The organism is Promicromonospora sukumoe 327MFSha3.1 (assembly GCF_000385135.1).
Lineage (GTDB): Bacteria > Actinomycetota > Actinomycetes > Actinomycetales > Cellulomonadaceae > Promicromonospora > Promicromonospora sukumoe_B.
Map to the genome: position 1 here is coordinate 142,349 of NZ_ARQM01000010.1, position 22,338 is coordinate 164,686.

Here is a 22,338-nt window from a genome sequence, read left to right on the forward strand (position 1 = left end):
CGAGGCTAACCCTGGGACGGCCCCGGATGGGGGTGGTCGGGTGTCGGAAGTGTCGCAGTTGGCGCAGCGGGCCGCAGCCGCCGGGCGCGGACCGCCGCGTAGAGCTCCGCCGCGGCGCGCGGGTCGTTGATGTCGCGGCCGGTCAGGTCGGCGACGCGCGCGAGCCGGTTCAGCACCGTGTTCCGGTGGCAGTGGAGCGCCGCCGCGGCCCGGGTGCCCGACCCGCCGTGCTCGAACCACGCCTCGACCGTGGCGAGCAGCAGCTCCTCGTCCCGGGGGTCGCGCTCCCGCAGGCCGCCCAGGACGGCGTGCGCGAGCTCGGCGGCGCGCTCGTCGTCGGCGGCCAGCAGGGCGTCCAGCGGGCGGTCGCCGAAGCACGACAGCCCGGCCTGCCCCGGCGTCAGCGACCGCACCGCGGTGCGGGCCTGCGCGAGGGCCGCGGGGGCGCCGGCGAGGCTGGTGAACGGGCGGCTCGCGCCCGTCCGCGCGCCGGCCGCGAGCCCGGCCAGCACCTCGTGGGCGTCGTCCGAGGTGGGCGCGGCGACCAGGGCGAGCCGGTCGCCGTCGTGGGTGAGCCAGCGGGTGGTCACCGCGCCCTCCGGGTGGTCCGGCCCGGGGGCGGACGACGGAGCGTGCGGGGCCGCGGACACCGGACCGGACGACGGCGCCGACGCCGCCCCCGGTGCCGTGACCGCGACCACGAGCATGACGTCGGCCGGCAGGCCGAGCGCCCGCCGCGCGGTCTCCAGGTCGTGCACCGCGCCGGTCAGGACGCCGCGCAGCAGCTCGGTGCGGGCCACGTTCTCGCCGAACCCGGCCGCGGCCTCCAGGTGGCTGCGTACCGCCACGTTGGAGGACCGGTCGATCGCCGACCACACCCGCGACGACGCGCGCAGCAGCGCGGCGGTGTCGCTGTGGTGGCGCAGCCGCCGGGCGAGCTCCTCCCAGATGCGCAGCCCCGCCAGCCGGTAGGCGTCCTGGAGCAGGTCGAGCTGGATGCCCTCGGCGGCCGTGACCCGGCCGGTCTCGCGGGCGGGCGCGAGCGACGAGGTCTCACCGGCCAGCGCGGTGAGGATCTCCGCGACGTTCGCCCGGACCAGCGGCTGCACGACGGCGGCGGGCAGCCGGGTCTCCTGGTAGACGGGCTCCGCGTGCAGGATGCCGTCGGCGACCTGCTCGCTCAGCAGGTCCAGCGCATCGCGGAGGTCATGACGCCCAGTCGCGGCGATGTCCGACATGCCAGGCAGCCTAATCGCGGCGCGGTCGTTGTGCATCGAAGACCGATCTGTAAAGCACGCCGGTCTGCGCACCGGTCTGTCGGCCGGGCGCGACGGGGTCTCGCTCTGGACCGCTTTCGCCCCCTAGGCTATTGGAGCGCCGGTCAACGACGACCGGACCGGTGGTTGAGAACCGGCCGCCGGGAACCGGCGGTCGAGAAGAAGCGCGACCGGACGAGACACGGTTGAACGAGCGCGGTCGAAGGAGACAGCTGATGAGCTTGACGGACACGCAAGCCACCACCGGGCGCGAGCTCGACCAGGCGGTCGAGGAGCTCAAGGTCGGTGCGGAGCGATGGGCCCAGCTGCCCGTCGCCGACAGGGGAGCGTTGTTCCGCCAGGTCCAGGCGTCGATCGCCGAGGTCGCGGACGAGTGGGCCACGACCGCCGCGCGGGCCAAGCACGTCGACCCGGCCGCGCCGTACGCGGGCGAGGAGTGGATGACCGGCCCGTACGGCGCGCTGGAGAGCGCCGCCGCGTACGCCCGGTCCTATGCGGCGCTCGCGCGCGGCCGCTCGACGCTCGACGGGCTCCGGGTGGGCCGGGCCCCGGGCGGCCGCGTGTCGGTCCGGGTGCTCCCGCGCACCGCCCAGGAGTGGGTGCTGTTCAACGGCATCCGGGCCGAGGTCTGGATGCCGCCGGGCGTGAGCGAGCGGCAGGTGCGCTCCGAGGCCGGGCTGGGCGCGGACCGGGTCGGCGAGTACGGCGGCGTCGGGCTCGTGCTGGGCGCCGGCAACATCTCGTCGATCGCGCCGCTGGACGCGTTCTACGAGCTCGTCGCCCACAACCGTGCCTCCATCGTGAAGCTCAACCCCACGTTCGCCGGTCTGCTGGACGTCTACCGCCGGGCGCTGGCGCCCCTGATCGACGTCGGCGTGGTCCGGGTGGTCACCGGCGACGGCGCCGTCGGGGCCTACCTGACCGGGCACCCCGGCATCGACAAGGTGCACATCACCGGTTCCGCCGTGACGCACGACGCCATCGTGTGGGGCACGGGCGAGGAGGCCGAGCGCCGTCGGGCCGACGACGATCCCAGGCTCAAGGTGCCGATCACGAGCGAGCTGGGCGGCGTCGCGCCCATGATCGTGGTGCCCGGCCGGTGGTCCGCCGCCGACCTGCGCTACCAGGCCGAGCACCTGGTCTCGATGCGCCTGCACAACGCCGGCCACAACTGCATCGCCGGCCAGATGGTCGTGCTGTCGGCGGACTGGCCGCAGAAGGACGACTTCCTGGCCGAGCTGCGCGCCGCGCTGGCGCGGATGCCCGCGCGCGAGCCGTGGTACCCCGGCACCGCCGACAAGGTCTCGCGGGCGAACGCCGCGCACCCCGACGCCGAGCACCTCGCCGGCCGGGTGCTGACCGAGGTGGCCCCGGGCGACCCGGCGTGCACCGACGAGTACTTCGCCCCGGTGCTGGCCTGGACGCAGCTGCCCGGTACGGGCGCGGAGTTCCTGCGCGCCGCCGTCGGCTTCGCCAACGACTCCCTGTACGGCACGCTCGGCGCCAACGTGCTGGTGCGGCCGCGGGACCGCCGGGCGATGGGCGCCGCGTTCGACCACGCGATCGCCGACCTGCGCTACGGCAACATCGCGATCAACGCGTGGACGGGCCTGAGCTTCCTGCTCGCAGGCGCCACGTGGGGCGCGTTCCCGGGCCACACGGTGGCCGACGTCGGCTCGGGGATCGACGTGGTGCACAACGGGCACCTGCTCGCCGAGCCCGAGCGGAGCGTGGTCACGGGCGCGTTCCGGCCGTTCCCGCGGAGCGTGCTGCACGGCGAGCCCTCGCTCTTCCCCAAGCCGCCGTGGTTCAGTGGGTCCCGGAGCGTGACGGACACGGGCCGGGCGCTGACCCGCTACGCGGCGGCGCCGTCGTGGGGGCGGCTGGTGCCGGTCCTGCTCGCGGCGTTCCGCGCCTGACGGCGGTGTTCCGCGCCTGACGGCGGCGTGGCGTGACGGCGGAGTCCTACGACACGATGGTTTTCGCGGCGGTCCAAGGGTGGGCCGGCGACCTGACAGAGGGAGTCCGACGATGGTGATCCGCAGCCCGCTGCCCGACGTGGAGATCCCGCCCGTCAGCGTGTACGAGTACCTGTTCGGCACCATCACGGACGCGGAGCTGGAGCGGGTGGCGGTGGTGGACGGCGTCAGCGGGGCGGCCACCACCTTCCGCTCGCTGATCGCCCAGATCGACGCCGTGGCGGGCGCCGTGGCGGCAAGGGGCCTCGGGGTGGGCGACGTCGTCGCACTGCACGCGCCGAACGTGCCCGCCTACGTGACGGTGTTCCACGGGCTGCTGCGCGCCGGGGTGACCGTGACCACGGTCAACGCCCTGGCCAGCGCGCAGGAGATCACCAAGCAGCTCGCCGACTCCGGCGCCCGGCTCATGGTCACCGTCTCCCCGCTGCTCGCGGCGGGGGAGGCGGGCGCCAAGGGCGCCGGCCTCGGGGACGACCAGATCGTCGTGCTCGACGGCGGCGGGGCCGGTGACGGTCCGGACGGCGGCTCGGGCCACACCTCCCTGGCCGACCTGCTGGCCGACCCGCACCCCGCCCCCGACGTGTCGTTCGACCCGGCCACGCACCTGGCGGTGCTGCCGTACTCGTCCGGCACCACGGGCCGGCCCAAGGGCGTCATGCTGACGCACACCAACCTCGTGGCGAACGTGGCGCAGTCGATGGCCATCGGCGTGGGGTCCGACGACGTGGTGCCCTGCGTGCTGCCGTTCTTCCACATCTACGGCATGACGGTGCTGCTCAACCTGGCCCTGCGCACCCGCGCCCGGCTCGTGACGCTGCCGCGGTTCGACCTGGCGCAGTACCTCGGCGTGATCCAGGAGCACCGCGCGACCTTCCTGTTCGTGGCGCCGCCGATCGCGCTCGCGCTGGCCAAGCACCCGCTGGTCGACTCCTACGACGTGTCCAGCGTGCGGGCCGTGCTCTCGGGCGCCGCGCCGTTCGGGGAGAGCCTCGCGGGCGCCGTCCGCGAGCGGCTCGGTGAGCACGTGCGGGTACTGCAGGGGTACGGCATGACCGAGATGTCGCCGGTCTCGCACTGCATCCCGTTCGACCGCCCCGACATCCCGTCCGGGTCGGTGGGGCTCCTGGTCGCGGGCATGGAGGCGAAGATCGTCGACCCGGCCACGGGCGCGGAGATCGACCAGCCCGCCGAGGGCGTCTCCGACCCGGGCGAGCTGCTGTGCCGCGGGCCGAACGTCATGATCGGCTACCTGGGCAACGAGGAGGCGACGTCGGCCACGCTCGAGCCCGACGGGTTCATGCACACCGGTGACATCGTCACGGTGGACGCCGGCGGCGTCTTCCAGGTGGTCGACCGGCTCAAGGAGCTCATCAAGTACAAGGGCTACCAGGTGCCGCCCGCCGAGCTGGAGGCGCTGCTGCTGTCCCACCCGCAGGTTGCGGACGTCGCGGTGATCGGGCTGCCCGACGAGGAGGCCGGCGAGATCCCCAAGGCGTTCGTCGTGCCGGTGGCCGGGGCGTCGCTGACGGAGGCCGAGGTCATCGCGTTCGTGGCCGAGCAGGTGGCGCCCTACAAGAAGGTGCGCTCGGTGGAGTTCATCGAGGCGGTGCCCAAGTCGGCGTCCGGCAAGATCCTGCGCAAGGACCTGCGGGCCACGGCGGGGTAGCCGGGTCCGGTAGGGTCGGGCGCGATGTCGCACCACACTCCTGAACCAGCCTCCGCCGGGGATTCGACGAACCTCGTGCCGACGCCGGGCGCTGCCCGCAAGACCCGCGTCGTGATCCTCTTCGGCGGCCGCTCCGGCGAGCACGGGATCTCCGTCGCCACCGCCGGCGGCGTCATGAGCGCGATCGACCGCTCGAAGTACGAGGTGGTGCCCGTGGGCATCACCCCGAAGGGCCAGTGGGTCATCGCGGCCGACGAGCCCGAGCGCTGGGCGATCACCGACGGCAAGGCGGCCGAGGTCCCGGCGTCCGACGCCGAGGTGGTGCTCCCGCTGACCGTGGGCGACTCCGCGCTGCGTGTCATGGAGCCGGGTCAGGTGCCGTCCGCCCTGGCGGACGTCGACGTGGTGTTCCCCCTGCTGCACGGGCCGTACGGTGAGGACGGCACCGTCCAGGGCCTGCTCGAGCTCGCCGACGCGCGGTACGTCGGCTCCGGCGTGCTGGCGTCCGCCGTCGGCATGGACAAGCACTTCATGAAGATGGTGCTCGCCGGGCACGGCCTGCCGATCGGCCCGTACGCCGTGATCAAGCCGGGCGACTGGGACAACCGCCGCGACGTGGTGCTCCAGACGATCGAGCCCCTGGGGCTGCCGCTGTTCGTCAAGCCGGCCCGCGCGGGCTCGTCGCTCGGCGTCTCCCGCGTGGACTCGCTGGACGAGCTGGACGCCGCCGTCGCCGAGGCGCGCCGCCACGACCCCAAGGTGATCGTCGAGGCCGGCATCGTGGGCCGCGAGATCGAGTGCGCGGTGCTCGGCGGCCGGGGCGGGGAGCGCCCGCGCGCGTCGCTGCCGGGCGAGATCGTGGTCACGGACGAGACCAAGAACGGCTTCTACGACTACGAGGCCAAGTACTTCGACGAGTCCGCCGTGGAGCTGACCTGCCCGGCCGACCTCCCGGACCACGTGATCAAGGAGATCCAGGAGATCGCCGTGCGCACGTTCGAGGCGGTCGGGGCCGAGGGCCTGTCGCGCGTCGACGTGTTCGTCACGCCCGACGACCAGGTGGTCGTCAACGAGATCAACACCATGCCGGGCTTCACGCCGTTCTCGATGTACCCGCGCATGTGGGCCGCGTCCGGCGTGCCCTACCCGGAGCTGATCGACGAGCTGATCCAGCTCGCCCTCGAACGGCCCACCGGCCTGCGCTGATCGCCTGTACCCTGCCTCTGACCAGGGCCGGGACCGTCCGGCGCGTGGTGCTTGAGACGGTGGCGCTCGAGACGAGGGCGCTGGAGGAGGCAGGATGCTGGGCGAGCCCCGCTACCGCTACGCGGTGCGCGACGTGCGGGTGGCGAACGGGGTGCTCAGCATCGGGCTGACCTCCTTCGCCCTCGGAAACGTGATGCGGGTCGAGGTGATCGGCGTGGCCAAGCCGCAGCCGATCGGGGCGTGGGCCAACCAGGTGGCATTCCCGTTCTGCATCGCCGCGGTGGTCCTGCTGCTGCTCCGCATGGCCGGGGCCGACGACATCCCGTGGGAGGCCGCCCTGGCCACGGCCTGCGCGGGCCTGGCCTGGCCGGCCACCCGGGTCTGGCAGCGCACCGGGTTCTGGAAGCCGATCTGGCGGTACCCCGTGTTCGCGCTGCAGATGGTCACGGCCTCGCAGCACGTGCACCGCATCTGCGCGCACGACGACCGGCACCTCGCCGCGCTGGCGGAGCTGGTGGGCGCCGCGATGAAGGACCCGTCGATCCGCTACCACGGCAGCATCCAGCTCATCTCGAACGCGGACTCACTGCACACCCTGGAGGCGGGGCGGGACTCGATGGTGCGCTGAGGTTCCTCAGCGGACGGTCGGGTGCGGGTCCAGGCCGAACCGGACCAGCAGCGAGGACACGAGGTCCTCGTGCAGCGCCACGTGGTCGCCGAACGCGAACTCCTGGTGCCCGTAGACGGCCATGCACTGCAGGCCGTAGACCTGTCGCCAGCTCGTCACCATGAGGTGGGCGACGCCCAGCGGCAGGTCGTGCCCGCCGACGGCGTCGCGGTACCGCCGCACCTGCTCGGCCAGCTCCGGGTCGAGCTCGTCGTCGGCCACGAAGGGGATGCCGGACGCGGCGAGCTGGCGGAACAGCGGCACGTAGTGGCCGCCCACCATCTCGGCCATCCGGCGCTGCAGGTCGTGGTTCTCCGGCAGCTCCGAGCGGATGCCGGAGCCGATGATCAGGTCGAACTCCGCGGGGTTGCGCACCGCCCAGTCGAGCGACGTGCGGGTCGAGGCGACCAGCGCCGCGGCGACGTCGCCGGGCTCCTGCCGCGCGACGGCGGCGGCGAGCGTGTCGAGCACCTCCTCGACGATCAGCACGCAGAGCTGCGCGATCACGTCCTGGCGGTTCTCGAAGTGCCGGTACAGCGCGGGCGGCGTGACGCCGACCTCCTTGGCGACCGCGGCCATGGTGAGCTTGCTCAGGCCGTGCTGCCCGGCGAGCTGGTGGCGGGCGGCGTCGAGCACCTCGCGGTGCAGCTCGTCGCGCAGCCGCTCACGCCGGGACTGGACGGGGGCGTCCGTCTGCCCGGCCGGATGCGTGGCGGGTCGCCCCGTGGCGGGCCGTTCTCGCACGGCTGGGCTCACTGACACTCCTTCGTGGCAGGTACCTGGGTGACGGCGGGTGCGAGGTCGGAGATGAACGCCGTCGAGTGGTCCTCGGTGACCGCGGGCGGCACGATCACCTCGACCGCGGGCTCGCGGCCGTAGGTGACGAACGACCAGGTGTCCTCGTCGTCGGTGGCGACGATCCAGTCGACCGAGGTCCCGTCGCCCGAGTCCACGTGCTGGCAGTCGCCGACCGGGCCCAGCTGCTCCACGCCGCAGCGCAGCGTGACCGCGGCGCCGGGCTCGCCCCAGGCCGCCGTGGCCTGGGCGTCGGTCGGCACCTTGGCCAGGTCGCCGCCCAGCTCGTCCGGGACCGCGAGCACCACCTCGGCGCACAGCGGGTCGGCGGCGTTCGGCGCGACCTCCACCCCGATCGTCCGCGAGCAGCCGGCCAGCGACACGGCGGTGAGGGCGGTGGCGGCCAGCACAACGGCGGTCCGGCGGGTGAAGGTTCGAGCGGGGAGCACGGAGATACGTTACCCGGCTGGGACGGGTGCCCGTCCCGGGGTCTGCGGGCTGCCGGGTGCTGGCCGGGGTCTGTGCCGGGCCAGTGCCGGGACTGCGCCTGGGTAGTGGCGGGCCCGCGCCGGGCCCGTTCGCGGCGGTCGGTGCCGGGCCTGCGCCGGGTCGGTGCCGCGCGGGAGGCGGGCGGGCCTTTAGGGTCTTCCAGTGACCCGCGTACGTGACCTCTCCGAGGAGCAGATCCTCGAGCGCATCGTCCCCCTGCTGCCCCGGGGGAGCGCCACGCTGCTCGGCCCCGGCGACGACGCCGCCGTGCTTGCCGCCCCCGACGGGCGGTTCGTGGTCAGCACCGACGTGCTCGTCGAGGACCGTCACTTCCGTGCGCGCTGGTCCACGGGCTACGACGTCGGACGGCGGGCCGCCGCGCAGAACCTCGCCGACATCGCGGCGATGGGCGCCCGGCCCACCGCGCTCGTCACGTCGCTGGTGGTACCAGGCGAGACCGACGTCGAGTGGGTGACGGGGCTGGCGAAGGGCCTGGCGGACGGCTGCGCGCCGGTCGGCGCGGGCGCCGTCGGCGGCGACCTTTCGAGCGGGCCTTGTCTTGTGGTGAGCGTGACCGTGCACGGTGACCTGGAGGGGCGCGACGCCGTGCTGCGGTCCGGCGCGCGGCCGGGCGACGTCCTCGCGCATGCCGGGGTGCGCGGCTGGTCGGCCGCCGGGCTGGCACTGCTGGAGGCCGGGCTCGTGCGCGCGCCGCTCTCGCCGGTGCCGGTCGAGGTGTCCGAGGGGGTGCACCTGGAGGACGCGTGGGAGCAGCTCGTCTCCGCGCACCTGCGCCCCGAACCGCCGCTGGCCGCCGGAGTGGCTGCCGCGGAGGCGGGCGCGACCGCGATGCTCGACCTGTCCGACGGCCTGCTGCGCGACGCCGGGCGCCTCGCCGCTGCGAGCGGTGTGCGGCTCGACCTCGACCCGGGCGCGTTCGCCGCCGACCGGGACGTGCTGCGCTCGGCGGCCCGCGCCGTCGCCGCCGCGCAGGGCCTGGGCGACCCCGGCTGGGGTCCCGGGCGGGCCGACGTCGACGGGATGCTCGACGGCTGGATCTGGGGCGGCGGGGAGGACCACAGCCTGCTGGCCACGTTCCCTTCCGACGTGGAGCTGCCGAAGGGCTGGACCGCGGTGGGCCGGGCGCTGGAGGCGGCCCCCGGTGCTGACGCCGGTGGTGCTGGGCGGGCCGGTGGTGCCGGTGGTGCCGGTGGTGCCGGGCGTGCCGGGAGTGCTGGTGGTGCCGGGAGTGCCGGGCGTGCCGGTGATGCCGGGAGTGCTGGTGGTGCCGATGGTGCCGGAAGTGCTGGGAGTGCTGGAAGTGCTGGAAGTGCCGACGCCGAGGCGCCGTCGGTCACGATCGGCGGCGAGGCCCCCGCCGTCGGCCAGGGGTGGGACCACTTCCGGTCCTGAGGTCGGCACATCCCTGAACGTTCGGCACTTGGCATTGAGATCGGTCCAGGCCTGTGCCGATCTCAATGCCAACTGCCGAGTCCGCGGTGCAAACTGCCGCGTGCGTGAAGCCGAGTGCCGAGTCCGCGGTGCAAACTGCCGCATACGTGGAGCCGACTGCCGAGTTCGCGGTGCAAACTGCCGCGTTCTCGGTCCACGCTGCCGATGACATGGCGCGACTTGGCGCGAACCGCCGACGACCCGCCGACGACCTGGTGCGAACCGCCGTCCCCCGGACATCAGGCGACGCCGGGGGCTCAGCGCTTGCGGAAGCGGACCTGGGTGAGCGGGCGGCCGCCGATCTCGTCGATGCGCTCGGTGCCGTCGGGCTGGAACCCGTGCCGCCGGTAGAAGTGCTGCGCGCGGTCGTTGCCCTCCAGGATCCAGAGGGTGACCGACCCGGTGTGCAGCCCGTCGAGCACGGTGCGCATCAGGTCGCGGGCCACACCGCTGCCCCAGGCGCGCGGGTGGAGGTAGATGGCGTAGATCTCCAGGTCGCCGGGTTCGGCGTCCTCGTCGCGCGACGGTCCCACGCTGGTGAACCCGACGGTTCCGCTCTCGTCCTCGGCGACGAGCACCGTCGTGTCTCGCGCGGTCACGGCCGCCGTCCACTGCCCGGCGCGGTCGCTGACGTCGAGCGAGGCCAGGTAGGAGTCGGACAGGATCTCTGAGTAAGCACCACGCCAAGAGGCGATGTCGACACGAGCGATAGCTTGGGCGTCGGTCGTCGTTGCTGGGCGGATGGTCACGTCTTCCGGTGCCATCATGACCTTACCTTTTCACCGTGCGGTGCTGGGCGCAACCACTTCTTTGGTTCCGGATGAAGGTTCCGGAAAGCCGAAGACGCCCGCCGGCGGACCGGCGAGCGTCTTCGTCAAGCTTGGTGCGGGTCGCGTCAGCGACCCAGCTGCGGCAGCGTCAGGCCGAGACCTTGCGCGTGACCTTGCCGGCCTTGAGGCAGGAGGTGCACACGTTGACGCGCTTGGGAGTCCCAGCCACGATCGCGCGAACGCGCTGGATGTTCGGGTTCCAGCGGCGCTTGGTGCGGATGTGGGAGTGCGAAACGCTGTGCCCGAAGCCCGGGCCCTTGCCGCAGACGTCGCAGTTGGCAGCCACGGTGTCTCCTGAATGTCGTGCACGCCTGTGCATAACGACAGCACGACGTGATGGTGGTCTAAAGGGGAACGCCTGGACGCTTTCGGAGCAATCAACGCTTCTTGGCGTTCCAGGCAACTTCGACAGAGTACCTGATCGCAGCCCACCCCCTCAAACCGTAGCCGCGGGGTGGTGCGTCACACCGGGCCTGTGGACGGCCGCACGCGATCGTCCCACGCGCTGGGTACGGTGGGATCCGTCCGAGCGGGAGCCCGGGCAGGCCGGTCGTTCGTGGAACGGGCGCCCGCGACAGCGGGGCCCGTGACACCAGGTGCAGGAGGACAGAACGTGACCGACGTCCACAGCGGCAGCCGGACGGCTGACTCGGGTCCCCAGTCGTACCCGGAGGCGGTCAGGCTCGACGACCCGGGTCTCGTCCGGGCCTGGACCCAGGGCGCGACGGCGGCGCTGCGGCGCGAGCGCGGCGCGATCGACCGGGTCAACGTCTTCCCCGTGGCCGATGCCGACACCGGCACGAACCTGTACCTGACCCTCCGCGAGGGCGACCGGGCGGTCGCGGCGGCTCCCGCGGACGCCACGGGTCCGCAGCTCCTGGCGACGCTCGCCCGCGCCGCGCTGCTGGGCGCGCGGGGCAACTCCGGCGTGATCCTCAGCGAGTGGCTGCGCGGCCTGGCCGTTGCGGCCCGCCGCGGCGGCACCGCGGCCGACCTGCTCACGCGGGCCGCGGCGTCCGCCCGCTCCGCGGTCGCGGTGCCCGCCGAGGGCACCATCCTCACGGCCGCGGACGCCGCCGGGGCGGCCGCGCGGACGGCGCGGTCCGGGGCCGACGCCGGGGTCGACGCCGGGGTGCTGCCGGTCGTGACCGCCGCCGCTGCCGCGGCCCGGGCGTCCGCCCGCGCGAGCCGGGACGAGCTCGACGTGCTGCGCACCGCGGGGGTGCTCGACGCCGGGGCGCTGGGGCTGGTCCTCGTGCTCGACGCGCTCGTCGTCGCCGCCGAGCAGGCGGCCGACCCCGGTTCGGAGACCGGCTCGGACGCCGGCGCGGATGCTGATCCGGGCACCGGGCCGGGCGGAGTGTCAGTGGTGCGGGGCAGCATGGAGGCCGTGAACCTGGACCAGCTCCTCGACGCCGGTGCGCTGCCGAGCGCACCGGACGCCGCCGACCCCGCGCACCCCGCGACGTCGTCGGCGAGCCCGGCGCCGGACCCGGCCTCCGGGACCGCCGAGCCGGCGGGCCTCGCGTCGCACGACGCCGGCTCGGGCGGGCTCGAGCTCATGTTCGTGCTCACCGGTCCGGCCGGCGAGGCGTCGGAGACGGTCGCCGCCGGGCTGCGCGCCTCGCTCGCCGAGGTGGGCGACTCGGTGGTCGTGGTCGGCGGCGACTCGGGCGCGGACGCCGCGGTCTGGCAGGCCCACGTGCACACCGACCATCTCGACCAGGCGCTCGCGATCGCCGCCGAGGTGTCCCGCGCCAGGACGCTCGCGCAGGTGCACGTGCGGCACCTCGCCGCGGCCGGTCAGGACGAGTGGGGTGTGGTCGCCGTGACGTCGGCGCCCGGCCTGGCCGCGGAGCTCGCGCACACGGGCGCCGTCGTGCTCCTGTCGGGCGGCCTCGGCAGCACCGTCGAGCCCCTGACCCCTGACGACGTGGGCCGCGCAGCCGCCTCGACCGGCGCCCGGCGGGTGCTGATCCTCGGGGCCCCCGACGTGACGGCCGGCATCGAGCAGCCGCTCGACGTCGACGAGCTGATCACGGTGCCCGCCGCCACCGACGTGCACGCCGTCGTGGCGCTCGCCGCCCTCGGCACCCTGCTGCCCCTCGGCCTGCCGGACGACGTCGGCGTCCCCGACCCCGTCGACGCCCGGGCGCTCGTGGGCGAGGCGCTCGCGGGCCTGACGGTGCGCGCCGTGCCGGGCGCGGACGCCGTCGGGGCGCTGCGGGAGTCGGGCGGGCCCGGGACCACCGTGGTCACGGCGCTGCTCGACGCCGATGTGCCCGCGGACCTGGCCGACCGGCTCGCCGCCGTCCTCGGGGAGCAGGCGCCGGACGCCGAGCTCGTCCTCCTGGCGACCGGTCGTCCCGGCGACGGCGTGCATCTCGGCACGGAGACCGACGTCCCGGAGGTGGACGCATGACCGAACGGACGGACGAACGGCTGGAGCGGGCGTTCGACAAGCGCACGGCGACGGCCCTGGGCAAGCTCGGCCTGAAGACCGTGGGCGACCTGCTGGGCCACTACCCGCGCCGGTACGCCGACCCGGGCGCCCTGACGGACATCGCGGCGCTCGAGGTGGGCGAGCACGTCACGATCCTGGCGCGGGTCGAGCAGGCGACGGTGCGGGCCATGCGCAACCGCAAGGGCGCGCTCATGGAGGTGGTGGTCACCGACGGGAGCAGCCGGCTGTCGCTCACCTTCTTCGGCAAGCACCGCGGCTCGCTGTACAACCACGAGAAGCGCCTGGTCCCGGGCGCCAAGGGCCTGTTCACGGGCACCGTCGGCCTCTACCGCGGCACGCGCCAGCTCACGCACCCGGACTTCACGCTGATGGGTGAGGAGTCCGACCTCGACAGCGACGAGGCGCTGCTGGAGCACGCCACGAAGCCGATCCCGATCTACCCCGCGGCCGCCGGCATCCCGAGCTGGAAGGTCCAGGGCGCGCTGCGCGTCGTGCTGGACACGCTGGCCGACGCCGACGTGCCTGACCCGGTGCCCGACGAGGTGCGGGAGCGCCAGGGCCTGCCCGGCCGGGCCGCCGCGCTGCGCAGCCTGCACCGTCCCGCGACGCTGGAGGAGGCCTACCGGGCCCGCCACCGGATGCGCTTCGAGGAGGCGTTCGTGCTGCAGGCCGCGCTCGCGCAGCGCCGGGCCCGCACCGCCGCCGAGGACGCGACCGCCCGCCCGCCGCTGCCCGCCGGGCAGAACGGCATCCTCGCGGACTTCGACGCGGCCCTCCCGTTCACGCTCACCGACGGGCAGCGCGAGGTCGGCGCGGAGATCGCCGACGAGCTGGCCCGCCCGCGCCCGATGCACCGGCTGCTGCAGGGCGAGGTCGGCAGCGGCAAGACCGTGGTCGCGCTGCGCGCCATGCTCCAGGTGGTCGACGCAGGTGGCCAGGCCGCCCTGCTCGCCCCCACCGAGGTGCTCGCCGCCCAGCACGCGCGCACCCTGCGCACCCTGCTGGGCCCCCTGGCCGACGCCGGCACGCTGTTCGGCGCCGGGCGCACGGGCACGAGCACCCAGGTCGCGCTGCTGACCGGCTCCCTCGGGGCCAAGGCCCGCAAGGAGGCCCTGCTGCGCGCCGCGAGCGGCGAGGCCGGGATCGTCGTCGGCACCCACGCGCTGCTCTCGGAGCAGGTGCAGTTCGCCGACCTCGGCCTGGTCGTGGTCGACGAGCAGCACCGGTTCGGCGTCGAGCAGCGGGACGCGCTGCGCGCCAAGGGCCGCGTCTCGCCGCACCTGCTGGTCATGACCGCCACCCCCATCCCGCGCACCGTCGCGATGACCGTGTTCGGCGACCTGGAGACGTCGTCGCTCACCCAGGTCCCCGCCGGGCGCGCGGGCATCACCACCGTCGCCGTGCCCGCCGGGAACGTGCGCTGGACCGACCGCACGTGGGCCCGCGTCCGCGAGGAGGTCGACGCCGGCCGCCGCGCCTACGTCGTCTGCGCGCGGATCCACCCCGACGAGGAGCCCGCTCCCGGCTCGGGAGCCGGATCCGGCTCGGGAGCCGGCAGGGCGAGCCGTGCCACGGCCAGAGACTTCGACGACGTCCCGGAGTTCCTGGACCCGGGCGACCCCGGCGACGCGGGCACCGCCGGCGCGTCCGACCGGCCGCCCCTGCGCGCCGTCCTGGAGGTCGCGGAGGAGCTCCGCGGCCGCTCCGAGCTCGCGGGCGTCGAGATCGGCGTCCTGCACGGGCAGATGCCGGCCGACCAGAAGGACGCCGCCATGGCGGCCTTCGCGTCCGGAGCGGCCCCCGTGCTCGTCTCCACCACGGTCGTCGAGGTGGGCGTCGACGTCCCCGAGGCGACCGCCATGGTCATCTTCGACGCCGACCGGTTCGGCATCTCCCAGCTGCACCAGCTGCGCGGCCGCGTCGGGCGCGGCAGCGACCCGGGCCTGTGCCTGCTCGTGTCCGACGCCGAGCCCGGCACCCCGGCCCACGCGCGCCTCGAGGCCATGACGCAGACCACCGACGGCTTCAAGCTCGCCAACCTCGACCTCGAGCTGCGCAGCGAGGGCGACGTGCTCGGCGCCGCCCAGTCCGGGCGGGCCAGCTCGCTGCGCCTGCTGCGCGTGGTCAAGGACGCCGGGCTCATCGAGGAGGCCCGCACCGCGGCCGCCGACGTCGTCGCCGCCTCCCCGGACCTCACCGAGTTCCCCGAGCTCGCCGCCGCCATCCGGGCCCAGCTCGACGAGGACCAGGAGGAGTTCCTGGAGCGCACGTGACCGTGTGCGGCATGGAAAAATCCCGTAAATCAAATAACCGGCTTCTTACGCTCGGAACACGCAACCGATAGAGTCCCGGCCCGTGACGGTCGACGCCAGGCATGCGATCCACACGAGCGGGCCCGCGAAGACCGCGTGGCAGCGCGGGAGGTTGCTCGCGCTCGGTTCCGTCCTGGCCGCCGCCCTGCTCGTCGGCCACGAGTTCGTGCCGAACCGGTGGGGAAACCTCGGCAGCCTCGTCCAGTCGTTCCTGCCCTGGCTCGGGCTCGCGGTACCGCTCGGCATCCTCGCCGCACTGCTGCGGCGCTCGGCGCTCGCGGTCCTCGCCGTCCTGCTGCCGCTGGCGGCCTGGATCTGGGTCTTCCTGCCGCAGCTGCTCCCCGTCGAGGACGCCCAGGGCGACCTGACGGTGGTGCAGCACAACGTCAGCGACACCAACACCGACGTTGACGGCACCGCGGAGGTCCTGCTCGCGGCCGAGCCGGACGTCGTGACGCTCACCGAGGTGTCCGAGGACGTCGCGGCGCAGTACACGGAGGCGTTCGGCGAGGCGCTGCCGCACCACGAGACCCAGGGCACGGTCGGCATCTGGTCCAGGTTCCCGCTGGAGGACGTACAGGCCGTCGACATCCGGCCCGAGGGCGTGGACGCCACCTGGGACCGCTGCCTGCGCGTCGTGATCCAGCGCGAGGGCGCCGCGGTCACGCTGTTCGCCACGCACCTCCCGTCGGTCCGGTTCGGCACGGGCGGGTTCGAGACGGAGCTGCGCAACGCGGGCGCGCTCCAGCTCGCGGAGGCGGTCGACGCCGAGCAGGGCGACACGGTCATCGTCGCGGGCGACCTGAACGCCGTGCTGGCCGACGACGCGATCGCGCCGCTGACGAACCTGGTCACCGCGCCCGCCACGGGCTTCGAGTTCACCTATCCCACGGTGTTCCCGGTGGCGCAGATCGACCACGTCCTGGCGCGGGGCGCCACCGTGACGGAGACCCGCGCCCTGCGCCGCACGGGCAGCGACCACCTGCCGGTGGTCGCGTACGTCGACACCCCCTGGTCCTGACCTGACCTGACCTGTCCTGAGCCCTGACCGGTCCTGAACCTCCGGCGCCCGGCGGGTCCCCGGGCGGTTCCGGGGGCGGGTTAGGGTTTTCGGCGTGACCAGGATCGTTGCGGGATCGGTGGGCGGGCGGTCCATCGCGGTGCCCGCGAAGGGGACCCGCCCCACCAGCGACCGTGTCCGCGAGGCGATCTTCTCCCGGCTGGAGCACCTCGACGTGCTCGACGGCGCCCGCGTGCTCGACCTCTACGCCGGCTCCGGTGCGCTCGGGCTGGAGGCGGCCAGCCGCGGCGCGACGGCGGTGACGCTCGTGGACAGCGCGCGCCCCGCCGCCGACGTCGCCCGCCGCAACGTCGCGGCCCTCGGCCTGACCGGGGTGCGGGTCACCACCGAGACGGCGGAGCGGTTCGCGGCCTCGCTGGCGACCCAGGCGTCCGGTGGCGGTCCCGGGCCCGGGACCAGCACCGGTGCGGGGTCCGGCGTCCGCGCGCCGGGGCTGGACCTCGTCTTCCTCGACCCGCCGTACGACCTCGCCGAGGACGCGCTCGCCCTCGTCCTGACGCACCTGGCCACGCCGGGCGTGCTGGCCGACGGCGCCGTCGTCGTCGTCGAGCGCTCCACGCGCACGCCCGAGCCCGTCTGGCCCGCCGGCCTGGCCGCCTTCGCGCGCAAGGACTACGGCGAGACGGCGGTCTACTACGCCGAGCCCGCCGACCCCGAGCCGACCGCCGCACCGCCGTCGGATAGCGTGGGCGCGTGACCACAGTCGTCTGCCCCGGGTCCTTCGACCCCATCACGCTCGGCCACCTCGACGTGGTCCGCCGCGCCGCCACGATGTTCGACGACGTCGTCGTCGGCGTCGCGAAGAACCCCGGCAAGTCGGGCCTGCTGGACCTGGAGACGCGCGCCGGCCTCGTGCGCGCGGCCCTGGAGTCGTCGGGCGAGCCGGGCCTGGCCCGGGTGCGGGTCGCCGTGGTGCCGGGGCTGCTGGTGGACTTCTGCCGGGAGATCGGCGCGGTCGGCGTCGTCAAGGGCCTGCGCGGCGGTGGTGACTTCGACGCCGAGCAGCCGATGGCGCTCATGAACCGGCACCTGTCGGGCGTCGAGACGATCTTCCTGCCGGGGGACCAGCGGTACGCGCACGTCGCGTCGTCGCTGGTCAAGGACATCGTGCGGCACGGCGGCCCGGTCGACGACCTGGTCCCGGCGGGCGTGCCGGAGGCCCTGCGGTCCGCGCTGGGACAGCCCGCCGCGGGCTCGTGAGGCCTGTCACTGGGCACGGGCGCGCGTAACGCCCGTTCCATGTCGTAGGATTGCTTTTTGGTCCCTGGCGTGACGTCGTGCGCCGGTCCAACCCCCTTCATCGTCCGATCGGACGCTGTTCTTCTCCTGCCCTCATCGGAGCCCGTCATTTCCCGCGAACCGAACTCGCCGCTCGTGCTCGACACGCACGAGCTCTCTCGGCGTGCCGGATCGATGCGTACGCACAGCGCGACCGTGCAGGCGCCGTCGGACCTCGGCACCGCCGTGATCGGTATCCCGGAGGGTTCTGACCTGGAGCTGGACCTGCGGCTCGAGTCCGTGATGGAGGGTGTGCTGGTCTCCGGCACGGTCCGCGGCACTGCCAAGGGCGAGTGCAGCCGCTGCCTCGACGACATCTCCCGTGACCTCACGGTCGACGTCACCGAGCTGTTCGCCTACCCCGAGCGTGCCGCTGCGTCGGCCGAGGCGGGGGACACGGACGTGGAGGACGAGGAGTCCGTCCTCGAGGACGACATGGCCGACCTGGAGCCCTCGCTTCGGGATTCGGTCGTGACTGCACTACCATTTCAACCGTTGTGCCGGGAGGACTGCCCTGGCCTGTGCTCCGAGTGCGGAGCGCGCCTGGCTGACGACCCCGGTCATCACCATGACGTTGTCGACCCTCGCTGGTCGGCGCTACAGAGCATGCTCGAATCTACGAGCGTGTCGGACGAGACGAAAGAGAGCTAGCCGTGGCTGTTCCGAAGCGCAAGATGTCGCGCAGCAACACCCGTGCGCGTCGCTCGCAGTGGAAGACCACCGCAGCGACCCTCACGACGTGCCCGCAGTGCCAGGCCAACAAGCTGCCGCACACGGCGTGCCCGACGTGCGGCACCTACAAGGGCCGCACGTACCGCGACGCCCTGAAGACCGTTCACGCGGGCTGACGTGGCCAAGGGCGGGACGTCGCCGGCAAGGCCGGAACCTACCGCGCTGCTCGAGAAGCTCGGGGTCCATCTGGACCCCGAGCTTCTTGTGCTGGCACTGACCCACCGGTCGTTCGCACACGAGGCCGGGGGCATCCCCACCAACGAGCGCCTGGAGTTCCTGGGCGACACCGTGCTGGGGCTCGTGGTCACGGAGGCGCTGTACCGGCGTCACCCCGACCAGTCGGAGGGCGACCTGGCGCGCATGCGCGCCGCGACCGTGTCGCAGCGGGCGCTGGCCGCGGTGGCGCGGAACCTCGGCCTGGGCAAGTACGTGCTGCTCGGCAAGGGTGAGATCCGCACGCGCGGCTTCGAGAAGGACTCGATCCTGTCCGACACAGTCGAGGCGCTGATCGGCGCGACCTACCTGTCGCACGGCCTGGAGACCTCGCGCGCCCTGGTGCACCGGCTGGTGGACTCGACGCTCGACGTCGCCGCCGGGCTGGGCGCGGGCCTGGACTGGAAGACCTCCCTGCAGGAGGCCTCCGCCGAGCGCGGCCTCGGCTCGCCCGACTACATCGCCACGTTCGAGGGCCCGGAGCACGCGCGCGTGTTCCACTCGACCGTCGTGATCGACGGCGTCACCTACGGGTCCGGCTCGGGCACGGCGAAGAAGCACGCCGAGCAGGGCGCCGCCGAGGAGACCTACCGGGCCCTGCTGGAGAAGCTCCCGCTGCCCGGCGCGGACACCGACGGCAAGGCTGCTGACGGCAAGACTGCTGAGAACAAGGCTGCCGACGGCAAGTCCGCTGCGAGCAAGGCTCCGGCCGCCGGTGCCTGAGCTGCCCGAGGTCGAGACCGTCCGCGACGGTCTCGACCGCCTGGTCGTCGGCGCGACGGTGCGCGACGTCGAGGTCTTCCGCGAGTACAGCGTCCGCAGGCACGACGGCGGACCGGACTCCTTCCGCGACCAGCTCGCCGGGCGGCGGCTGGCGTCCGCGGTGCGCCGCGGCAAGTTCCTCTGGCTGCCGCTGGCGGAGTCCGGCCCGCGGCCCGAGCCCACCGCGCCGGCTGAGCCCACCCCGTTGGTCGAGCCTGTCGAGACCCGCCCGGCCGCCGCGCTGCTGGCGCACCTGGGTATGTCTGGCCAGCTCCTGGTGCGCGGTGCCACGGCGGGCGAGGACCCGGCGCAGTCCGCGCAGACCCCGGCCCCGTACGGCGCCGCCAGCCCCGAGGACAACTGGCAGCACCCGCACCTGCGGGTTCGCCTGCACCTGGAGGGCGCGCCGTCGGGCGCGCGGTACCTCGACTTCGTGGACCAACGCACGTTCGGGCACCTGAGCGTCCAGGACCTCGTGCCGGACGGCACGAGCGCGACCGTCCCCGCCGGGTACGGCTCCGACCTGCCCGTGCTGCCCGAGCCCGTGGCGCACATCGCCCGCGACCTGCTCGACCCGAACCTGGACCTGGACGCCCTGGTGAGCCGGGTCCGGCGTCGGCGGACACAGGTCAAGCGCGCCCTGCTCGACCAGACCGTGGTGTCCGGCGTGGGCAACATCTACGCGGACGAGGCGCTGTGGCGGGCGCAGGTGCACTGGGCCCGGCCCACGGACAAGCTCAAGGCGGCGGACGTGCGCCGCGTGCTCGACTCCTCGGCCGAGGTGATGCGCGAGGCGCTGGTCCAGGGCGGCACGAGCTTCGACGAGCTGTACGTCAACGTGAACGGGCAGTCGGGCTACTTCGACCGGTCGCTCGCCGTGTACGGGCGGGAGAACGAGGAGTGCCGCCGCTGCGGCGCGCTGGTGCGCCGGGACGCGTTCATGAACCGGTCGTCGTTCAGCTGCCCGGTCTGCCAGCGCCCCCCGCGCACCCCCGCTCCGCCGAAGTAGAGCCAGGGCGAGACAGAACCAGGGCGAGACAGAACTCCAGCAGGCTCAGCTTCTACTTCGCCCTGGTTCTACTTCGCCACGGTTCTATCTCGCCCTGGTTCTACTTCGAAAGAGTTCTTGCCGGGTCTTATCGGGCGGCCACGTTGCGCAGCTCGCCGCCCGCGCGCCAGGCCGTGAGCTGCTCGGCCAGGAACCGCGCCGCGCCGCGGGGCCGCCCGCCCGCGACGTGCGGGGTGAGGATCAGGTTCGGCACGTCCCACAGCGGCGAGTCCGCGGGCAGCGGCTCGGTCTCCATGACGTCCAGTGCCGCGCCCGCGAGCCGGCCGGAGCGCAGGGCGTCCTCCAGCGCCGCCTCGTCCACGGTTGCGCCGCGGCCGACGTTGACGAACCGCGCCGACGACGGCAGCAGGCCCAGCAGGCGGGCGTCGAGGATGTGCCGCGTGGCGGGCACGGCCGGCAGCAGCGAGACCAGCAGGTCGGTCTCGGCCAGCAGCGCGTCGAGGCCGCCGGCGTCGACCACCGGGTAGCCGGAGCGCTCGCCCGCGCGCGAGGCGACGCCCGTGACCTGCGCGCCCAGCGCCGTCAGCAGCGGCGCCAGGCGCAGGGCGATGGAGCCGAAGCCCCAGATGGTCACGCGCGCGCCGTCGAGCGTGTACTCGCGGCCGGTCACGCCGTCGGCCTGGGCGAAGGCGATCTCCTTGGCCCAGCGGTGCTCCCGCTGCGCCTCCAGCGACTGGTCGATGCGGCGCACCGACGCCAGGATCAGGGCCAGGGCGTGCTCGGTCACGGTGTCGTCGTGCAGGGACTGGCCCGACGAGATCACGACGTCGGGCGCGAACCCGGAGCGCAGCGCGACGTCGGGGCCCGCCGACAGGGTCTGCACCCAGCGCAGCTTCGTGAGCCGCTCGGCGGCGTCGGCCACGATCTTGGGCGGGCTGGACCAGGTGACGAGCAGCTCCGCGTCGGTGTGCTCGGCGGGGATCGGCTCGGTCATCGCGTAGGTGGCGACGGTGTCGGTGCCGCCGGGTGCGAAGGAGGCTCCGCCGTCGGGCAGCAGGGACGGGAAGTCGAGGTCGAAGGGCACGTCCGGTACGAGGATCTTCACGCCGGGGACGTTACCGGACGGGGCGACGAGGCAGAGCGCCCGTCCGGCCGGTCCGGGAGGTTCCCGGGTGCGGCCGGACGGGCGCCCCGTCCTGCGAGTCGTGCGGTCCTGCGAGCAGTGCGTAGGCGTCAGGTCAGCCCGTCACCCGGATGAACACCGGGTTCTTCTGCCACATCTCCGTGTAGTGCACGGGGACGCCCGCCTGCTGGGCCTCGACGACCATGCCGTTGCCCGCGTAGAGCGAGACGTGGCCGGACGTCCAGACGATGTCGCCCGGCTGGGCCTCCGCGGCGGAGACCTGGTAGCCGACGGTCGACATCGAGGCCGAGCTGTGGGGGAGGCTGACGCCGAGCTTGCCGTAGACGTACTGGATGAGCCCGGAGCAGTCGAAGCCGCTGGGGGAGGCTCCGCCCCACACGTAGGGCACGCCCACGTACTCGAGGGCGAGGTTGACGGCCTGCTGGCCCAGGCCCGAGGAGGACGCGGCGGCCTTGGCCGCGACGGCCTCCGCCTCGGCTGCCGCTGCCTCGGCGGCGGCCTTCGCCTCGGCCTCGGCCTTCGCCTCGGCCTTCGCCTTGGCCTCCGCCTCGGCCTTGGCGCGTGCCTCGGCCTCCGCCTTCGCCTTGGCCTCGGCGATACCGGCCTTGGTCTCGGCGTACGGGGTCACGCTGACGCGGCCCTGCTCGGCCCAGAAGTCGGCGTCCTGCGCGACCTCGACCTTGGTCACGAGGTTCTCGGCGAGACCGGCCCGGGCCGTGCTGTCGTACGTCTTGTTGGCGAGGGTGGTCTGGGTGTGGGACTCGGCAGGCGCGGTGTGCGCGGTCTGGGTGAAGACCGACGCGAGCATGCCGGAGGTGACTACCGCGATCGCGCCGGTACGGGCGGCGTTCTCGGCTGCTGTCTGGGTCAGAGCGGTGAAGGGGGTGAGAGCGGGGCCCTCGGCGCGGTGCCGCGCCCGGTTGCTGGGTCGGTTTACCTGGTCGTCCGCCCAGTCCTGGGTGCGGTCGGTGAGTACGGTCAC

General features: G+C 73.9%; 21 protein-coding genes. 14 read left to right on the forward strand and 7 right to left on the reverse strand.

Annotation, left to right across the window (positions count from 1 at the left end):
• Positions 1-5: 5 nt before the first annotated feature.
• Positions 6-1,238, reverse strand: coding sequence for a PucR family transcriptional regulator (locus H291_RS0104305; RefSeq protein ID WP_020013746.1), 1,233 nt, complete (start codon positions 1,236-1,238; stop codon positions 6-8).
• A 254-nt stretch (positions 1,239-1,492) separates the two neighbouring features.
• Between H291_RS0104305 and H291_RS0104310 the strand changes: the two genes are divergently transcribed.
• The 4 genes from H291_RS0104310 (at position 1,493) to H291_RS0104325 (ending at position 6,756) form a co-directional block, all read left to right on the forward strand.
• Positions 1,493-3,196, forward strand: a complete 1,704-nt coding sequence (locus H291_RS0104310; RefSeq protein ID WP_020013747.1) for an aldehyde dehydrogenase family protein — start codon at positions 1,493-1,495, stop codon at positions 3,194-3,196.
• A 112-nt stretch (positions 3,197-3,308) separates the two neighbouring features.
• The gene (locus H291_RS0104315; protein WP_020013748.1) at positions 3,309-4,922 is read left to right on the forward strand and encodes an AMP-binding protein; all 1,614 of its coding nucleotides are present in this window, start codon (positions 3,309-3,311) and stop codon (positions 4,920-4,922) included.
• Positions 4,923-4,946: 24 nt separating this feature from the next.
• Positions 4,947-6,128 carry a D-alanine--D-alanine ligase family protein gene (locus H291_RS0104320; RefSeq protein WP_051109378.1) on the forward strand — a complete coding sequence of 394 codons (1,182 nt, stop codon included), beginning with the start codon at positions 4,947-4,949 and terminating at the stop codon, positions 6,126-6,128.
• 94 nt (positions 6,129-6,222) lie between these two features.
• Positions 6,223-6,756 carry a hypothetical protein gene (locus H291_RS0104325; protein WP_020013750.1) on the forward strand — a complete coding sequence of 178 codons (534 nt, stop codon included), beginning with the start codon at positions 6,223-6,225 and terminating at the stop codon, positions 6,754-6,756.
• 6 nt (positions 6,757-6,762) lie between these two features.
• Here the strand turns inward: H291_RS0104325 and H291_RS28635 are convergent, their stop codons facing one another.
• Entirely contained in the window at positions 6,763-7,551 is a 789-nt protein-coding gene (locus tag H291_RS28635) for a TetR/AcrR family transcriptional regulator (RefSeq protein ID WP_198012399.1), read from the reverse strand.
• Complete coding sequence (locus H291_RS0104335) at positions 7,548-8,039, reverse strand: DUF3515 family protein (RefSeq protein ID WP_232215989.1); 492 nt, start codon at positions 8,037-8,039, stop codon at positions 7,548-7,550. Before H291_RS0104335 ends, H291_RS28635 begins: the two co-directional genes overlap by 4 nt.
• A 202-nt stretch (positions 8,040-8,241) precedes the next feature.
• On the opposite strand from H291_RS0104335, the gene H291_RS28640 reads away from it, so the two are divergent.
• Positions 8,242-9,492 carry a thiamine-phosphate kinase gene (locus H291_RS28640; RefSeq protein WP_020013754.1) on the forward strand — a complete coding sequence of 417 codons (1,251 nt, stop codon included), beginning with the start codon at positions 8,242-8,244 and terminating at the stop codon, positions 9,490-9,492.
• A gap of 296 nt (positions 9,493-9,788) precedes the next feature.
• On the opposite strand, the gene H291_RS0104345 is transcribed toward H291_RS28640, so the two are convergent.
• Together H291_RS0104345 and rpmB are read right to left on the reverse strand one after the other, a co-directional pair.
• Positions 9,789-10,298, reverse strand: a complete 510-nt coding sequence (locus tag H291_RS0104345; protein WP_332256598.1) for a GNAT family N-acetyltransferase — start codon at positions 10,296-10,298, stop codon at positions 9,789-9,791.
• A gap of 151 nt (positions 10,299-10,449) precedes the next feature.
• Positions 10,450-10,647: a 50S ribosomal protein L28 gene (rpmB, locus tag H291_RS0104350; protein WP_020013756.1), complete on the reverse strand. Its 198-nt coding sequence runs from the start codon at positions 10,645-10,647 to the stop codon at positions 10,450-10,452.
• Between the two features lie 327 nt (positions 10,648-10,974).
• On the opposite strand from rpmB, the gene H291_RS28645 reads away from it, so the two are divergent.
• The 9 genes from H291_RS28645 to mutM all read left to right on the forward strand — a co-directional run bounded on the left by H291_RS28645 (position 10,975) and on the right by mutM (position 20,212).
• A complete protein-coding gene (locus tag H291_RS28645; RefSeq protein ID WP_020013757.1) occupies positions 10,975-12,783 on the forward strand; it encodes a DAK2 domain-containing protein in 1,809 nt (602 codons plus the stop codon).
• A complete protein-coding gene (locus tag H291_RS0104360; protein WP_020013758.1) occupies positions 12,780-15,098 on the forward strand; it encodes an ATP-dependent DNA helicase RecG in 2,319 nt (772 codons plus the stop codon). The genes H291_RS28645 and H291_RS0104360 overlap by 4 nt, the downstream gene beginning before the upstream one ends.
• Positions 15,099-15,180: 82 nt before the next feature.
• Positions 15,181-16,158 carry an endonuclease/exonuclease/phosphatase family protein gene (locus tag H291_RS28650; RefSeq protein WP_084467729.1) on the forward strand — a complete coding sequence of 326 codons (978 nt, stop codon included), beginning with the start codon at positions 15,181-15,183 and terminating at the stop codon, positions 16,156-16,158.
• Positions 16,159-16,252: 94 nt separating this feature from the next.
• On the forward strand, positions 16,253-16,915 hold the full coding sequence (locus H291_RS0104370) for an RsmD family RNA methyltransferase (protein WP_026365386.1): 663 nt from the start codon (positions 16,253-16,255) through the stop codon (positions 16,913-16,915).
• Positions 16,912-17,418, forward strand: coding sequence for a pantetheine-phosphate adenylyltransferase (gene coaD, locus H291_RS0104375; RefSeq protein WP_020013761.1), 507 nt, complete (start codon positions 16,912-16,914; stop codon positions 17,416-17,418). The genes H291_RS0104370 and coaD overlap by 4 nt, the downstream gene beginning before the upstream one ends.
• A 213-nt stretch (positions 17,419-17,631) precedes the next feature.
• The gene (locus tag H291_RS0104380; protein WP_084467731.1) at positions 17,632-18,147 is read left to right on the forward strand and encodes a YceD family protein; all 516 of its coding nucleotides are present in this window, start codon (positions 17,632-17,634) and stop codon (positions 18,145-18,147) included.
• A 2-nt stretch (positions 18,148-18,149) separates the two neighbouring features.
• Positions 18,150-18,344, forward strand: coding sequence for a 50S ribosomal protein L32 (rpmF, locus tag H291_RS0104385; protein WP_026365388.1), 195 nt, complete (start codon positions 18,150-18,152; stop codon positions 18,342-18,344).
• 1 nt (position 18,345) lies between these two features.
• On the forward strand, positions 18,346-19,164 hold the full coding sequence (gene rnc, locus H291_RS28655; protein ID WP_051109379.1) for a ribonuclease III: 819 nt from the start codon (positions 18,346-18,348) through the stop codon (positions 19,162-19,164).
• On the forward strand, positions 19,157-20,212 hold the full coding sequence (gene mutM / locus H291_RS0104395; protein ID WP_020013765.1) for a bifunctional DNA-formamidopyrimidine glycosylase/DNA-(apurinic or apyrimidinic site) lyase: 1,056 nt from the start codon (positions 19,157-19,159) through the stop codon (positions 20,210-20,212). Before rnc ends, mutM begins: the two co-directional genes overlap by 8 nt.
• 127 nt (positions 20,213-20,339) lie before the next feature.
• On the opposite strand, the gene H291_RS0104400 is transcribed toward mutM, so the two are convergent.
• Both H291_RS0104400 and H291_RS32250 read right to left on the reverse strand, forming a co-directional pair.
• Complete coding sequence (locus H291_RS0104400) at positions 20,340-21,317, reverse strand: NAD(P)-dependent oxidoreductase (protein WP_020013766.1); 978 nt, start codon at positions 21,315-21,317, stop codon at positions 20,340-20,342.
• Positions 21,318-21,450: 133 nt separating this feature from the next.
• A complete protein-coding gene (locus H291_RS32250; RefSeq protein ID WP_020013767.1) occupies positions 21,451-22,338 on the reverse strand; it encodes a C40 family peptidase in 888 nt (295 codons plus the stop codon).

Excerpts from the sequence above, each read along its gene's own strand:
- H291_RS0104305 (WP_020013746.1), bottom strand. The coding sequence starts at position 1,238 with ATGTCGGACATCGCCGCGACTGGGCGTCATGACCTCCGCGATGCGCTG.
- H291_RS0104310 (WP_020013747.1), top strand. The coding sequence starts at position 1,493 with ATGAGCTTGACGGACACGCAAGCCACCACCGGGCGCGAGCTCGACCAG.
- H291_RS0104315 (WP_020013748.1), top strand. The coding sequence starts at position 3,309 with ATGGTGATCCGCAGCCCGCTGCCCGACGTGGAGATCCCGCCCGTCAGC.
- H291_RS0104320 (WP_051109378.1), top strand. The coding sequence starts at position 4,947 with ATGTCGCACCACACTCCTGAACCAGCCTCCGCCGGGGATTCGACGAAC.
- H291_RS0104325 (WP_020013750.1), top strand. The coding sequence starts at position 6,223 with ATGCTGGGCGAGCCCCGCTACCGCTACGCGGTGCGCGACGTGCGGGTG.
- H291_RS0104345 (WP_332256598.1), bottom strand. The coding sequence starts at position 10,298 with ATGATGGCACCGGAAGACGTGACCATCCGCCCAGCAACGACGACCGAC.
- H291_RS0104360 (WP_020013758.1), top strand. The coding sequence starts at position 12,780 with ATGACCGAACGGACGGACGAACGGCTGGAGCGGGCGTTCGACAAGCGC.
- H291_RS0104380 (WP_084467731.1), top strand. The coding sequence starts at position 17,632 with ATGCGTACGCACAGCGCGACCGTGCAGGCGCCGTCGGACCTCGGCACC.